Below are 13,518 nucleotides of genomic sequence, written 5' to 3'. Positions count from 1 at the left end.
AGTCCAGTCGGCGATTTAATCAGTTTCAATAAGTTCCTCTTGGTGGAATACAGTTGTAGGCTTATGTACGGTATCAGGTGACATGTAATCTAATCCATTAAGCTGAATAGGTAGTGGGCGACCAATACATGCTAGATGTAAGCAAAATTTAAATGCAGCAAGAGCATGACCATCTTTTACTGAGTAGAGTTGTAGACGAGGAAACTCTTCTAGAGTCGATGGATGTTTATCTGTTGATGCTTTTGCTAATTTGAAAAGTTGAGGCTGTTGTTTAGCATCTAACTTTGTTTGCAAATCTTGTCCAAGTAAGTGCCAAAATTTGGCAGGAAATAAAGCCTTAACTTGGGAGTAAAAATGTTCGAGTTGATCGATATTCTTCCAGCGATAATGGATACCGGTATGTGATGCGGTCACTCGATTTAAAAATACATTCAGGACGTATGCAATTTGTATTGGATTTTTACGAGCTATTTTCTGTAGATGTTCAAAAAAATAAGTCACTGCATGAAGCTCTTCAGCGCTATCAAGCATTGCTGGTTTTAAGTGGGTTGAGCTATCAATACTAAATAAACGCGGATTCCCTTTTTTTGATTTAATGTTTGCTAAATTTAGGGCATTTTCATACCAATAATTGACGAGTTCTTCTGGTAAGCACATACGTTGAGCTGCACTTTTAGGATCGTTAGTGGTCTCCAATATATTGAGCGTTTCATAGAAGCGTTGAAGTGAAATTTTAGAATCTTCTGTTCCAACAAAGAAAGCAAAAAAATCATGGGATTGATCTATTTGTAATGACAGTTCATCTAAAATATCAGTAGCATTACTTTGAAGCCATTTTGTTTGATCGTTCAATAATATAGTTGCTAGAACGGCCTGGTTTTTTTCAAAATTAAAGTCTTTTTCATCATTTGTTATTTTCAAATTTTTAAACGTTGCATTGTGGCCCATAATTTTTTTAGCCAATTCATTAGGCATATCTGGATGATGTTTTAGTAGTTTTTGACCAGCTATGAGATAACTTAAATGAATATAGCTTTTGAATGTTTCAACTGGCTCTATATGTCCTAAGAGATGTGCAATAACAAACCAATGGTTTTGTCCATGTTGATTTTGAAGTAGCTCAGCTCGAATTTTTTGATATTCGTTTTCGCTATAGTCAGTTAGCTTTTGCACAAGTGGTGCATATTCACAGTTCAGTAAAAGCGATAAATGATTCGCTGCAGTGTGACGAAAAGAGTGAAAGGAGTAATGATGCCCTTTAAAGATCTGATTTAATATCAGTTTTAGGGGTACGGTGACAGTGTGTTTATTCAGTTTTTTATTTTCATTCAAGTTGCTGAATAAATATAAACTTTTCTTATTTTCTAAGCGTTTTTCAACAACAAAATCGCTAAAGAATTGGTACTCATCATCTTTTAGCAAAGCGTATGCAGGCACAATCCGTTCCGCACTATCCGTTTTGAGCAGATGTTGATTCCCTTGTTTTTTTGAACCATAAGGTTGAACCCAGATAGAAAATTGATTTAAACCCTCGATATCTTTTACACGTAACCCGAGTATTTCGTTAATACGCATACCAGTACGGTAAGCCAAAATATAAATAATTTTTAATAATTTATAGTGATGGTCTGAGATGGATTGGTCATGTAAGAGCTGATTTAACTTCTTTAATATGACCTGGAAGGCTGTATGACCAATGATGCGTGCACGAGGTCTACTTTGCGATGCAATAAATTCAAGTTCGAAATCTTCTGCTTGAAAAACAATTTGTTGAAAGGTGTGAAAGCGTTTCAACATCCGGATTGTTTGGTCTTTAGATTTTTTAAACTCAGGTCGATCTGCTTCATCAGCAAGTCGTGTATTGCTAATGATTTGTTGATAGATTTTGTTCAGCAGATCATTAATGTCATCGTCGGCATCGAAGTATTGTAAGGCATGAGTTAAAAACGGTTCTGCGATCCGGGTGTAATATGTATAGATTGAACTATCTGCGAGTTTTTGATTATCTTGAAATACCTTCGTGTACTGAGTTGTATCAAAATCAAAGGTGGCTGATAATTTTTTTATTTGCTCTGAACTTGGTAGATAGAGACTGATGAGCCACAAAATAATACGTTTAGAAAACTCATTAAACTGCTCTTGGTGACGCAGGCAAAAATCAATAATGAGTTCAGCAATAGGTTGGTCCGTTGATGATGTGCGAATTATTTTCAGCAAGTTTTTATGAATAAATATCACATTCTCTACTGCTTCAGACGTATTGAGATCTGGTAGGACTTTGGCTGTAGAAGAGACATTTCGTTCGATTTCATCACTTAATTGAGTTTTAAATTTTGGGAATGCAAAGTTTTCAAACTCATGTTCTGATAAACCACACGTGAGTGTGTTTTCTAACAAACATTGTGAAAGGGCAGGATCAACATCTGCATTCTGCAGTTGTAGCCAATTAAAATTGGCGTAGTCACGTAAAAACTTAAAAGTCTTTTTGGTGTATGGATGTTTTATTTTTTGAAAAATGAGGTGCAGATACGCATTCACGTCTAGACTGATGTCACGAATTTGTCTTGTATTGAAGTGAATGAGCCAGAGTCGTGTGAGTTGATCTGGAACAAAATTACGTGATTTTCGTATTGTTTTTTCATCAACAAATAGATCGCCATAGCTTCGAGAAAGTGGCTCTAAAAAGATGATATTAAAATCGCAAATTTTTTGGATTTTTTCAGGGTTTTTTAAATGTTCGAGCAAAGCATTTAATGAAGCTGTTTGATTTAATCCACCGTATAACATTGAGCAAAGCAGAATATTCCCAATAATTTCATCATCAGAAAAAGCGGAACTATCTTGAGCAAGAATCCAGTAATCCCACAGTTTTTCGAGGATGATGTCAATTTCATGACCGGCTTGGATCCAATCTAGGGTGAAAATTGGTTCATCGCGTTTCATCTCAAAGGTAAGATAAGGTAGTGGGAGGTCTAGGTTATTACTTTTATTGAGGTCTTTGATATATGTTCGGAAGAATTCATGAGCATATTTTTTCCAGGCAAGATTCGGTGCTTTATGTTTAATAAACTCATAAATTGCAGGATAAGCTTGAATTAAGTCTTCATTTGAGAATTTTTGTTCATCAAAGTATTGTCGGAGCTCTTGTTCTGCATTAGCTCGTATGTCCTTTTTAGGCTCATCTCGTTTGAATTGACGTCTGTCTTCAGCATAGCGTTTTTCTGAGATTTTTTTATTGCGTGATGACATGATCTTCAACACCTGTAATTTTAAAATATGTTTTCATTTGCTCTAAAACATCTGCAATTTTAGAAAATTGTGAGAGCGATAAACTGGAAAATGGATGTGCTGCTTCTTGTTGCATGAGCTCATGCCCAAATAGAGCTAAAATTTCAGGTTCAGAAAATTTATGAGTCAAAAATGCACGAGCTGTGTGGCGATGCCAATTTTCATGAGCAAGTCCTAATTCAGGATGGAAATTTTTGACTGTAGAATGACTTAGTGGTTTCCACTCATCATCTTGGATGATTCCCAAAAGGGGCAGCTTACTTGCTTCTATTTGTTGTATAGCATCACTTAAAGCTGGATGACTCATCATGATTTGAATCGAAAAATATTCTAAAAATTTAAGGAATTTTTTTATCTCTTCAACTAAAAATGAACAAAGTGGGATTAAACGTCCGAATCCATTGCGACCGCCTGCTTCTTTGTCAGAAACCATCAAAATTTGGCGTTTTAAATTAAAGCTTTTAAGAAATCCAGGGAATTCAGCAACGGGGCGTGCTGCTGTAAAAAGAAGCAGGATATGCCACATCCAGATGTTGTAGTGGTTGTATATAGCAATCAGATCGTCTTCAGCTTGTGAAAAAATATTAAACTTCAATACAGCAAAAATCTCTGTAATGATCTGTGGTTTTGGAGCTTTACGACTACCAAAATGAATTATTGAATCAGGGGGCGAAGGTACACAACTTTCATATGTGCTTGCTATATCTGCACAAAGTGATTTTAGAATATCAACATATTGTGCATGTAATCGTGGAATATTCTGATGACAATAAGAAATAGATGATGACTGATTGGCATCAATCCCTGTGATTAAATCTGCGAGTTGTTTATTCCCTGTTTTTGCAAGAACCGTATGATGCAGTAGAGAACTCACCTTTACGACAGACAGTTTTGGAATCAATAATTCTTGTCTTAATTTGCGTAAATATTGCTGTATATCATCGAAACTAACCGAATCCATTTTGCGGAGATCCTCAATGAATAGATTCGGGATTGGAATGTCTAAATAGATCGTCTGATTAAGCAAGCTGTCTGAATACTCAAAATCTCGGTTTTCAAATACATTAAATTTACTGTTTAAGAAGAATTGATCATTTTTATTGATCATTTTTTGGCGGTTATTTAAGTTTTTAGCTCGCTTGCTTTGTATATATAGCCACTCATTCACACTATTACCGGTCAAAAATGCGAGCATTAGAATCAAAGCACTTTTATTTTGATGTTCAGAGTAGTCCACATGAAGTCTTTTCAGTAGATGGTTCACGCTAGATGGATTCGGAAAAAAACTACTCGACGTGAGTAAATGTTCTTTGCGTTGAATATGTTTTGCAACAAGCGGTAGAACATAGCTTTGACTCGTTTCTGAATGTGCTGCGAGTGGTGTGACGTCAGTTGGATTGACAACAATTTGCCGATTAATCGGCTCATCAATTAAGGTTTCTATATTCAGTGCTTTAGATTTAGCCCCTTTTTTGATTTCGATACTTTCTTCAATGAATTGTTCTTCATCAAGAAACTGATGTTGAAGTTGTGTATCGATACTTGCACGTGCAATCTTCGCTTTGTTTTTTAAAACGTAGTTAAAAGTAATGCGAATATCATTGAGTAGATTGCGATCAAACTCCGGCAATTCATCCGTATCTAATGTGATCAGATGTTGAATAAATTGTTCTAAGCTCTGTGTTGGATCTTGAAGATAGGTACTCCAGAGACGTTGATACTCTTCTGTATTTTGATATTTTTTTTCAGTATCTAAATTTTTATTTGCAGTCCTAAAGCGCTGGAATAAGCGCTTTACGGTATTGAAGTGTTCTGTGTGTGCTTGTTTAAAAAGCTCTGGTTTAAGCTCAGGAAGAGCAATTAAATAAATTGCCGCTTTTAAAACTAGAATATTCCAATGTTGCGCATGAGTTTTTGACTCAGATAATTGCGCAATTGAATTGATGTATGACGTAATGGGTAAATCACTAATCTTAACCTTTTTCGTGAAAGCGATTACCAGAGGTGTCGGCAGCTGTGAATCAAACTCTACATCGATATCAAAGTAATCGAGATTAAGACCAACCAAAAAATTGTCAGTCTGTTGAGAAGACAATAGTTTAACTACAAAGTTGATATGTTGCGTACGTTCAAATTGCTCATCACCAAACAGTTTTTCTAGTGTTTTTTGCAGTGAAATAACTGGCAAATCAATATGCTCGTTTAGATCGTTCCACACTATGATCTCCAAATTTTTTCTGTACTTAGGCAACTATCAGAGTGATCAATGAGTTCTTTTACACATCTGCTGTTGAGTGATAATTCATTAAAAATATGTGTGCGCTGTTGATTAATATTTTTAATCCGCTGATTCAGTTGATTTCGAGAACATGCAAGTAGTTGTGCTAGCAGTTCCAGACTCATTTGATGATGTGGTTTTAAAGATGATCCTTTGTTAAGAGTTAATAGTGTTTGACGTGAAAGATGTGTATTAATCAAGTGCAATGTTTTTCGTGGGTTCAAAGTCTTAATGTCAAATTTTGTAGATTTGATGAATTGAATAAATTCACGACTGCATAACTCCATCAGAAATGCTAACTCATCATCTGAAAAAGATTGTTGATTGTGAATAATTAAAGTGACTTCATTAATATCTTGCTTTAAATAGCTAAGATATAAGTGAATATTATTGAAAATGGAGTAGCCATCAAATTCTGAAGTTTTCCACACATGGAGTTCTTTTATGCGATTAGAAATATCTAAATCTGCAGTGAGATTTTTAAACATATTTAAGTAGCATAAGTTGAAACCATACGCTTGTGGATGAATGGTGATTCTGCTTTTTTTGAAATTTTTTAGAGTACTTATCTGTGTTGCTGGAAACTTCAAAAGTAGTTCAGATGTCAGATCCATGTGTGCTATTGAATAAAAATAATACAGCAATATTCACGTATATTTAGAGTTTTTGAATATGGCAGGAGGTATCATTTTTTCCTTGTTTTTAAAGTTTATTTATTATTGAAAGTTTCAAATTTTCCTCCTCGATTAGATACTCACTATTAGTTAGCTATATTTGTGAGTGGCTTTGTTGCACAAAGATTTCATAACCATATGATTTTAAAAGTTTTGATTGTTTTTGATCCAAAATTAAATTTATTTAAATCAGATGCTTACATATTTATGCAACAAAGCCAATGAAAGCTGTTATTTTGTAGGATCAAATGACCGCATTCCGTATTTTCTTTCATGTCAGAAACCCAACTCAGTCTCAGTGAATACCTGACCACCGTACAGGAAGTCATCCAGCTGACTTTCGATGAAGCGGTATGGGTCAAAGCCGAGATCCGTAATCTCAGCATCAAAGGCGGGCATTACTATCTGGAACTGGCAGAGAAAGATGAAGACAGCCATAAAGTGATTGCCAGCTGTAAAGGCACCCTGTGGAAATTCACCGCACAAAAAATCGTGTTAAGGTTTGAACGGGAAAGCGGCATTGAACTGTCCAGAGACTTGAATGTCCTGATCAAGGTCAAAGCCAAATTTGATCCGCAATATGGTTTCTCCGTCAATATTGAAGATATCGACTCCAGCTTCACCTTAGGTGACATTGCCAAACGCTATCAGCAGATCCTGCAGCGCCTGACCCAGGAAGGCCTGCTCAATAACAACAAACAGCTACCGGCACCTTTTGATTTGCAGAACGTACTGGTCATCGCCCCGGAAAATGCCGCCGGGCTGGGAGACTTTAAAAAAGATGCCGATGCCCTGGCTCAGGCGGGTGTCTGCCACTTCGTTTATCATTCAGCCACCTTCCAGGGCAATACTGCCCCAACCAGCATCATGCAGGCTCTGGCCAGTGCACTCAGGCAGTGGGCTCAAGATTACCAGGCCGCTCCCGACCTAATTGTGATCATCCGTGGGGGTGGAGCAGTGAATGATCTGGCGTACCTGAACGACTATGATCTGGCTGCACTGTTGTGTAAAAGAACAGTGCCGATCTGGGTGGGCATTGGCCACGAGAAAGACCGCACCATTCTGGATGAAATCGCGCATCGCTCCTTTGATACCCCAAGTAAAGTCATCGCCGGGATCCGTAACCTGATTGTCGAACGGGTCAATGAAGCCAGTACTGCGCTGCAAACCATCAAACTGCTGTCCCAGCATCAGCTGACCGCCTATCAAAGCCAGAATGACCAGTATCTGAAAACCATCCAAACCCTGGCACAAAGCCAGCTCAATGATGCGCAGCGTAGCGTTGATCTGCTGAAAAGCGATACCCAGTATTTTGCCCAGCAACAGCTGCGGCAGGCTGTACAGCAGACCGAATCCCTGATGCGGGAAACCTTGCTACAGAACCCACGAAACGTGATGGCTAAAGGCTATGCGATTGTCCGCAGTCAGGGCAAAGCCATCCGCTCAGTGCAACAAATCACTGGCCAGCAACTCCAGATCGAACTCCAGGATGGCATGATTGATGCCACCGTGACACAGGTAAATACACATGAACAATGAAGAACTCAGTTTCAAACAGGGCTACGAGATTCTGAAGAAGAATGCCGAACTGCTGGAATCGCAGGAAGAACCGGATATTGATAACCTGATGGCGATCGTTGAAGAATCCATGACCGCCTACAAAGCCTGCAAATCAAGGATTGAGGCGGTTCAGCAGGCGCTCAATGACACCTTTAAGGAATAGAAAAAAAGCCTAAGGACCATAAAAACGCTTTGTCTGTTCAGTACGTATTCCTGTACTTAACTGTATAAAACCATGTGTTAGGTACAAAAATATGGACTTAACGATAACGATCAAACCGGATCTGAGCACTCGACCGATTGAACAGGAGAATACCGTCCGTTACTGCAATCCATGCCGGTCTACCTATCAGTGTTTTGAATCTCGTGAAAAACCCCGTGTTCATCTACCTGCATGTGTGGAATCGGGGTATGGGTCAGTTCTGCGATCGCAATCAGGTTTGCGGACATTTGCTTGCCCAATAACGCTCTAGCTTCCGTTACTTTGTCAGAAACTTCACTGGCTTGAGCTGATTCTTCTACAGGGATTTCGTCCTTTGTTGTTTTAGCCATGCGATTTAAGCCTCCTGAGTTGCTTGCAATATGATGAGCTCAATGTTTTACCATAGCGATATGAGTATCTTCCCAGCAGCGATCCGTCCGCAATAGGGGGGCTGGATAGATGTCCGGTTGTTAATTGTCACCTGTTTAACCTAAAAAGGGGTGTTGGCTTAATGGGTAATTTTCAATAATCCCTGCCAGCTGAAATAGTTCTGGGTCAGATGTGTCCGGTTCATCGACCATTTCCGCTGTGGTAAATAACACGATCCCACTGCCAGTTTAGTCTTGCCATATCTGGCTTGCACGGCTTCTAAAGCCTGCATCAGCTGTTCGTTGCTTTCACGCTGGCGATGGTCTGTAAGCAGATCAGGCACATAGCGGGTCTTGCTGACCAGACCGGTCAGAATCACCCCACATTTTTTATACTTTACCTCTGGCTTATAGATGCCTTGCAGTAACTGCATCGCAGCATGAATCAGATCAAGTACACAGTCCGTGGGTTCCGGGAATTCAAAGGCCAACGATTTGCTGTAATACGCTGTGTTTTGATCAAAGGGATTGGATTGCACAAAAGCAATGATACAGCCACACAGCGAGGCATCCGCACGCAAGCGCATGACTGCATCTTGCACATACTTACCCATGGCTTCTTTCAGATCATCCAGCTCAGTAATCCGTTCTCCAAAGGAGCGGCTAGCCACAATCTGCTGCTTGGGTGCAGGAGCATCCTCCAGTTGCAAACAGGAGATGCCCTGTAATTCCAGCACCGTGCGCTGCATCAGCACTGAAAACAAACTTCCCATGCGATGCGCATCCTGCATGGCCAGATCCAGTACCGAATGGATGCCCATCTGGTTCAGCTTTTTGACCAGCTTACGTCCCACACCCCAGACTTCACCCACCTCAATTCCAGCATACAGCGTTTCCTGATCCAGATAATCCAGCTCCAGCACATTGCATACGCCTGCAAAGCCAGGCCATTTCTTGGCAAGGTGATTGGCTAGCTTGGCTTCGGTCTTGCTGCGACCAATCCCGATGGATACCGGCAACCCGATCCAGTCCCAGATCCGCTGTTTCATCTCTCTGGCATAGCGGGTCAAGTCAAAATGCTGTGCATAACTGGTTAAATCCAGAAAACATTCATCAATCGAATAGATTTCCTGTTCATGCGGAGCCACATAACCGGCCAAAATCGAATGGAAGCGATTGGACATTTCCGCATACAGGGCATAGTTGCTCGACAGCACCACCACTTGATGCTGCCGGACAATGTCCTGAACCTGAAACAACGGAACACCCATCTTGATGCCCAGGGCTTTGGCCTCATTACTGCGGGCCACTGCACAACCATCATTATTGCTCAGCACAATCACTGGACGGTGATTCAGGCTGGGATTAAACACCCGTTCACAACTGACATAACAGTTGTTGATGTCGATCAGGGCATAAATCCGCTCGGGGCTGTTCATCTGAACTTCTTGATGACACTGGTGACTACACCCCAGATCAGCAGGGTCTGACCGTCTTTCAAATGGATATCCGCATAATCCGGGTTTTCCGCCTGTAACCAGCGTTTGTCGCCTTCAATCATCAGTCGTTTGATGGTGAAATCATTGTCGATCAGGGCCAGAACAATATCACCATGCTTGGGCTCAATACTGCGGTCCACGATCAGCTTGTCCTTCAGATCAATCCCGGCATCGCGCATGGAAAGCGATTCCACCTCAACGATAAAGGTAGCCTGCTGGTTCTGGATCAGGAACTCGTTCAGATCCAGGGTCTTGTCGATATAGTCTTGGGCTGGGGAAGGGAAACCTGCAGCCACCTTTTGCAAGGCAACCGGAATCTCATAATGTGTTCTGGCTTCAACCGGAGTAATCGAAGCAACATCATTGCGGGCTGGTTTTTTTATCTGATCCAGATACTGCCTGATCTCCAGTACACGGGCTTCGGGAACCCGGATCACTTTGGTTGGGCCTTCATGAACTGGTTTGCGACCAGCACCTTCACGGGCACCACCATGCTGAAATTCATCCATTTTACTTGTTCATCTTGATTGTGTAACATAATCAAGATGGTAAAACAGCAGTGGAAAAAAACAACTCCATTCGTCGGATTGTGTTCTGAATATCTATCTCACCAGAAGGTGGTTATAGATTACTTAGAGCAATCAAACTTGAGCTAAAAATTATTTGCAGCCCAAGCTGTTGAGGTTCAACTTCTACTGCAGAAGGTTTAAATCAAACCTGAGGGAACATGCCACGTGCATAAGAAAAAGGGCACTGTTGCAAATAACCACTAATGGTAAGCTGAATCCTCTTTTAGCTAAAGGTGCAGCATATGAATCCCTTCCATGGTCGGCATTTTCAGGGTGAAATCATTCTTTGGGCTGTATTTGTCTAGGAAAGTGGTGGCTATTCAGGGCATGGTTCAAGCATGACTTGAGTAATACTCGGGCTGTGCTCATGATTTGCTTGAGCATTACTTGCGGATTTTCCCCAACGTGCTTGGGCTGCATTTTTAGTTTTATCAGATTTGATTTGAAATCAAAATATGTAGTTGCATAAATATGTAAGCATCTGATTTAAATAAATTTAATTTTGGATCAAAAACAATCAAAACTTTTAAAATCATATAGTTATGAAATCTTTGTGCAACAAAGCCCATTACCTACAATCCGAGTTATTCGTACGTTGAATCAGTTGCTGGAGTGGCGAGAAAAGCCGTTAGTTATTCGGTGTGACAATGGCCCGGAGTTTATCAGTCATGAATTTGTACGCTGGGCAACTGAACAAGGTATTCGTATTGAATATATTCAACCAGGTAAGCCACAGCAGAATGCGTATATTGAACGTTATAATCGGACTATACGTTATAGCTGGCTAAGCAAGCATCTATTTGACACACTGGAAGAAGTACAAGATTATGCAACGAGTTGGCTGTGGCATTACAACTATGAAAGACCACACCAAGCAAACAAAGGAAGGCCACCTCTAATGGCTGCTTAACCTCTACTTTTAACTTCGGTTATTTATGGGAGGATTACCCAATGATGTTGGTTGTTGCAGCATAAGTTGAAGGGAAAGTCCTTATATATAGTCCAGTGCTTTTGCTTTTGCGTTAGGGATGTTGGCTTTGCTCGATACGAATGTATCGACCCGAAGGGCAACTAGCCCGACCTGTGAAGGAACGCTCACATCTTTATTTTTTTGTGATTTATGTTATATTCCTTTCAGAAATTAGTGCTGTAGTTTATTTTTTAGCCCGATCATCCCTGGTCGGGTTTTTTTATACTTAAAAATAGCTAAGAACTTTTAAAAAAGTCATATTTCGCTTGGAACAATATTTTAAATAAAAGTACAATTAATTGTCTAATTTTAGATACTTTTTTATTAAATATTTCTATAAACCAACTGGTAATATAAAGTGATTAAAGCTCTAAAGTATGCATTAGCATCATCAATTTTACTAATTTCAACAACACAAACTTATGCAAAAGACGAATGTTCAATTGATTTTACAACTAATCAATCACTGATTAGAACAATCAAAGAGAAAGGTTTCGTATTTGAAAATTATGATAAGGTCTGCAAATTATTACGTTCGGCAAATGCATCAGTTGACATAGTCTCTATGTCACAAATTTCTCCGTATCAAACTACTGCCGCAGTAAATGTTAGATTAAAAGCTAAAGAATATGAGGCTCAAGGAATTAATGTTTATTCTGAACACCAAAGCTGGATACGTTACGAACAAGAGCGAACAACACTAATTCAAGAAAATGCTGCTTACATTGTAACTATGGCAGCACTAAATGCAATAAGTCAAAATTCAGTAGATGAATTAAATAAACAGCGTGCAGCTTTAAAAAACTACAAAGCTAAAAAGTAGGAAAATGATTGGCATAAAGTATCAAATATGCCTATAAAACGTCCGAAATAGCGTGGAACATAAAAAAGCCTAGAACTGAAATAGAACTAGGCTTACTAACTTACTGATAAGTATAAATTATAGGTTATGCATTTCGTATAATATCCATTATGTTAAATAGAGGCTTATGGATGTTTATATCGTATAAGGTTATTTCGGTTTTGCACAAAGATAAAAAATCTAATTATTTTGAATATCCTGTTTGATTTGCTTTTACCATGTGGATATAAGGATTTTTATTCCATTTCTCAGCATGTGAATAGATTACACAAATTTGATTACTTGCTTCGTGTATCTGATTTTTATATCTAAAATAAGGTAATCCATTCAAACGTTGTTGCTTATTAACTAAATCAAAGGTTTCTATTCCTCTACGCTGCGGAATATAAATATTTTCGACTTGACCGCACATCTCTTTTTGCTGTGCTGATTGATTAATATCTTGTGCTATTGTTACGCCTGTCGAAATTCCAGCAAAGAGTAATAATAAAAAAAATAACCAATTTATCGAAAGTGGTAGTACATCATTTATGTATTTTCTGAACAAAGCAAATAGTAATGTAAATCCTGAAATCAGTGCACAAGATAAGGCCAATTCGTATTCATTGGTAAATAAGAACAAAATACTTAAAATAGCAGAAAAAATTCCGGTCCATACATTGTCTTTAATTGTTAGTGGTCTTAATCTTTCTTTTTTAACTAACATTTTAATCCTAAAAAATTGATGCTGATATATAAAGATTTTCTAAAATTAACATAATACACCTTATACGTAATGCTTGATATTTCTCTTTAAATATCATTATATTAAAGCAAGCCGTTCTGGAATATAGGGCACCAGAGCGGCTTTTTATTGATTATTCATGTTCCACGCTTAAAATTCGAACAGTGTTTCATGATTTTTATAAGTTAAACTAAATTTAGTTGCTAATCCCAATAAGCTATTCACTAACTTGTAAATATCGGTATACCGCCTGACGACTAATCCCAAAAGCTTTCCCTAATGCCATTTTCGATGGATACTTCCCCTCCTTCCATGCTTGTCGTAAAGCTTCAGCTTGGTCAGGCTTTAGTTTATGCACCCGACCTTTGTACTTCCCCTGAGCAGAGGCGAGTTTTATGGCACTGTTGCAAATAGAGATTTGAGTCGATGATGTTCCCTTTAAAAAGTACTTAGAGACCGAAAACCCTGTTGATTAGACACACTTCACCCTGAGGCTGACCATAATAAAATGACGATGCTTGTCC

The 13,518-nt window shown here is 38.9% G+C and carries 10 protein-coding genes and 3 pseudogenes; 4 read left to right on the top strand and 9 right to left on the bottom strand.

The window, feature by feature from the left end; translation table 11 throughout:
* Positions 1–15: 15 nt before the first annotated feature.
* Genes FTV32_RS09670 through FTV32_RS09660 form a run of 3 tightly spaced genes read right to left on the bottom strand, consistent with a single transcriptional unit; the run spans position 16 to position 6,180 of the window.
* Entirely contained in the window at positions 16–3,249 is a 3,234-nt protein-coding gene (locus FTV32_RS09670) for a site-specific integrase (RefSeq protein ID WP_168383601.1), read from the bottom strand.
* Complete coding sequence (locus FTV32_RS09665) at positions 3,233–5,506, bottom strand: hypothetical protein (protein ID WP_160241756.1); 2,274 nt, start codon at positions 5,504–5,506, stop codon at positions 3,233–3,235. Before FTV32_RS09665 ends, FTV32_RS09670 begins: the two co-directional genes overlap by 17 nt.
* Positions 5,506–6,180 (bottom strand): hypothetical protein, encoded by a 675-nt coding sequence (locus FTV32_RS09660; protein WP_160241755.1) that lies wholly within the window; start codon positions 6,178–6,180, stop codon positions 5,506–5,508. The genes FTV32_RS09665 and FTV32_RS09660 overlap by 1 nt, the downstream gene beginning before the upstream one ends.
* A 333-nt stretch (positions 6,181–6,513) precedes the next feature.
* On the opposite strand from FTV32_RS09660, the gene xseA reads away from it, so the two are divergent.
* Together xseA and xseB are read left to right on the top strand one after the other, a co-directional pair.
* On the top strand, positions 6,514–7,779 hold the full coding sequence (xseA, locus tag FTV32_RS09655; protein ID WP_168408621.1) for an exodeoxyribonuclease VII large subunit: 1,266 nt from the start codon (positions 6,514–6,516) through the stop codon (positions 7,777–7,779).
* Positions 7,769–7,963, top strand: a complete 195-nt coding sequence (gene xseB, locus FTV32_RS09650) for an exodeoxyribonuclease VII small subunit (protein ID WP_005180690.1) — start codon at positions 7,769–7,771, stop codon at positions 7,961–7,963. Before xseA ends, xseB begins: the two co-directional genes overlap by 11 nt.
* 179 nt (positions 7,964–8,142) lie before the next feature.
* Here the strand turns inward: xseB and FTV32_RS09645 are convergent, their stop codons facing one another.
* From FTV32_RS09645 to FTV32_RS09635, 3 genes are all read right to left on the bottom strand, one after another.
* Positions 8,143–8,352 carry a hypothetical protein gene (locus tag FTV32_RS09645; protein ID WP_016658935.1) on the bottom strand — a complete coding sequence of 70 codons (210 nt, stop codon included), beginning with the start codon at positions 8,350–8,352 and terminating at the stop codon, positions 8,143–8,145.
* A gap of 158 nt (positions 8,353–8,510) precedes the next feature.
* Complete coding sequence (locus tag FTV32_RS09640) at positions 8,511–9,809, bottom strand: DUF4113 domain-containing protein (RefSeq protein ID WP_016658936.1); 1,299 nt, start codon at positions 9,807–9,809, stop codon at positions 8,511–8,513.
* Complete coding sequence (locus FTV32_RS09635) at positions 9,806–10,378, bottom strand: LexA family transcriptional regulator (protein ID WP_005180682.1); 573 nt, start codon at positions 10,376–10,378, stop codon at positions 9,806–9,808. Before FTV32_RS09635 ends, FTV32_RS09640 begins: the two co-directional genes overlap by 4 nt.
* 628 nt (positions 10,379–11,006) lie before the next feature.
* Between FTV32_RS09635 and FTV32_RS09630 the strand changes: the two are divergent.
* A pseudogene (locus tag FTV32_RS09630) lies at positions 11,007–11,348 on the top strand (integrase core domain-containing protein); the annotation flags it as partial.
* 418 nt (positions 11,349–11,766) lie between these two features.
* On the top strand, positions 11,767–12,231 hold the full coding sequence (locus FTV32_RS09625; protein ID WP_160241753.1) for a hypothetical protein: 465 nt from the start codon (positions 11,767–11,769) through the stop codon (positions 12,229–12,231).
* Between the two features lie 223 nt (positions 12,232–12,454).
* On the opposite strand, the gene FTV32_RS09620 is transcribed toward FTV32_RS09625, so the two are convergent.
* The 3 genes and pseudogenes from FTV32_RS09620 to FTV32_RS09610 all read right to left on the bottom strand — a co-directional run.
* On the bottom strand, positions 12,455–12,976 hold the full coding sequence (locus FTV32_RS09620; RefSeq protein ID WP_075167584.1) for a hypothetical protein: 522 nt from the start codon (positions 12,974–12,976) through the stop codon (positions 12,455–12,457).
* Positions 12,977–13,211: 235 nt separating this feature from the next.
* Positions 13,212–13,391: pseudogene (locus tag FTV32_RS09615) on the bottom strand (recombinase family protein); the annotation flags it as partial.
* 52 nt (positions 13,392–13,443) lie between these two features.
* A pseudogene (locus tag FTV32_RS09610) lies at positions 13,444–13,518 on the bottom strand (IS6 family transposase); the annotation flags it as partial.

Source organism: Acinetobacter sp. YH16032, from assembly GCF_013417345.1.
Taxonomy (GTDB): Bacteria; Pseudomonadota; Gammaproteobacteria; order Pseudomonadales; family Moraxellaceae; genus Acinetobacter.
Note: the sequence above shows the minus strand (reverse complement) of the source record. Positions and strands in the feature narration are given on the sequence as shown.

Bases quoted from the DNA above. Each gene is read 5' to 3' on its own strand.
- FTV32_RS09645 (WP_016658935.1), bottom strand. From the start codon at position 8,352: ATGGCTAAAACAACAAAGGACGAAATCCCTGTAGAAGAATCAGCTCAA.
- FTV32_RS09635 (WP_005180682.1), bottom strand. From the start codon at position 10,378: ATGGATGAATTTCAGCATGGTGGTGCCCGTGAAGGTGCTGGTCGCAAA.
- FTV32_RS09620 (WP_075167584.1), bottom strand. From the start codon at position 12,976: ATGTTAGTTAAAAAAGAAAGATTAAGACCACTAACAATTAAAGACAAT.
- xseB (WP_005180690.1), top strand. From the start codon at position 7,769: ATGAACAATGAAGAACTCAGTTTCAAACAGGGCTACGAGATTCTGAAG.
- FTV32_RS09670 (WP_168383601.1), bottom strand. From the start codon at position 3,249: ATGTCATCACGCAATAAAAAAATCTCAGAAAAACGCTATGCTGAAGAC.
- FTV32_RS09660 (WP_160241755.1), bottom strand. From the start codon at position 6,180: ATGGATCTGACATCTGAACTACTTTTGAAGTTTCCAGCAACACAGATA.
- xseA (WP_168408621.1), top strand. From the start codon at position 6,514: ATGTCAGAAACCCAACTCAGTCTCAGTGAATACCTGACCACCGTACAG.
- FTV32_RS09640 (WP_016658936.1), bottom strand. From the start codon at position 9,809: ATGAACAGCCCCGAGCGGATTTATGCCCTGATCGACATCAACAACTGT.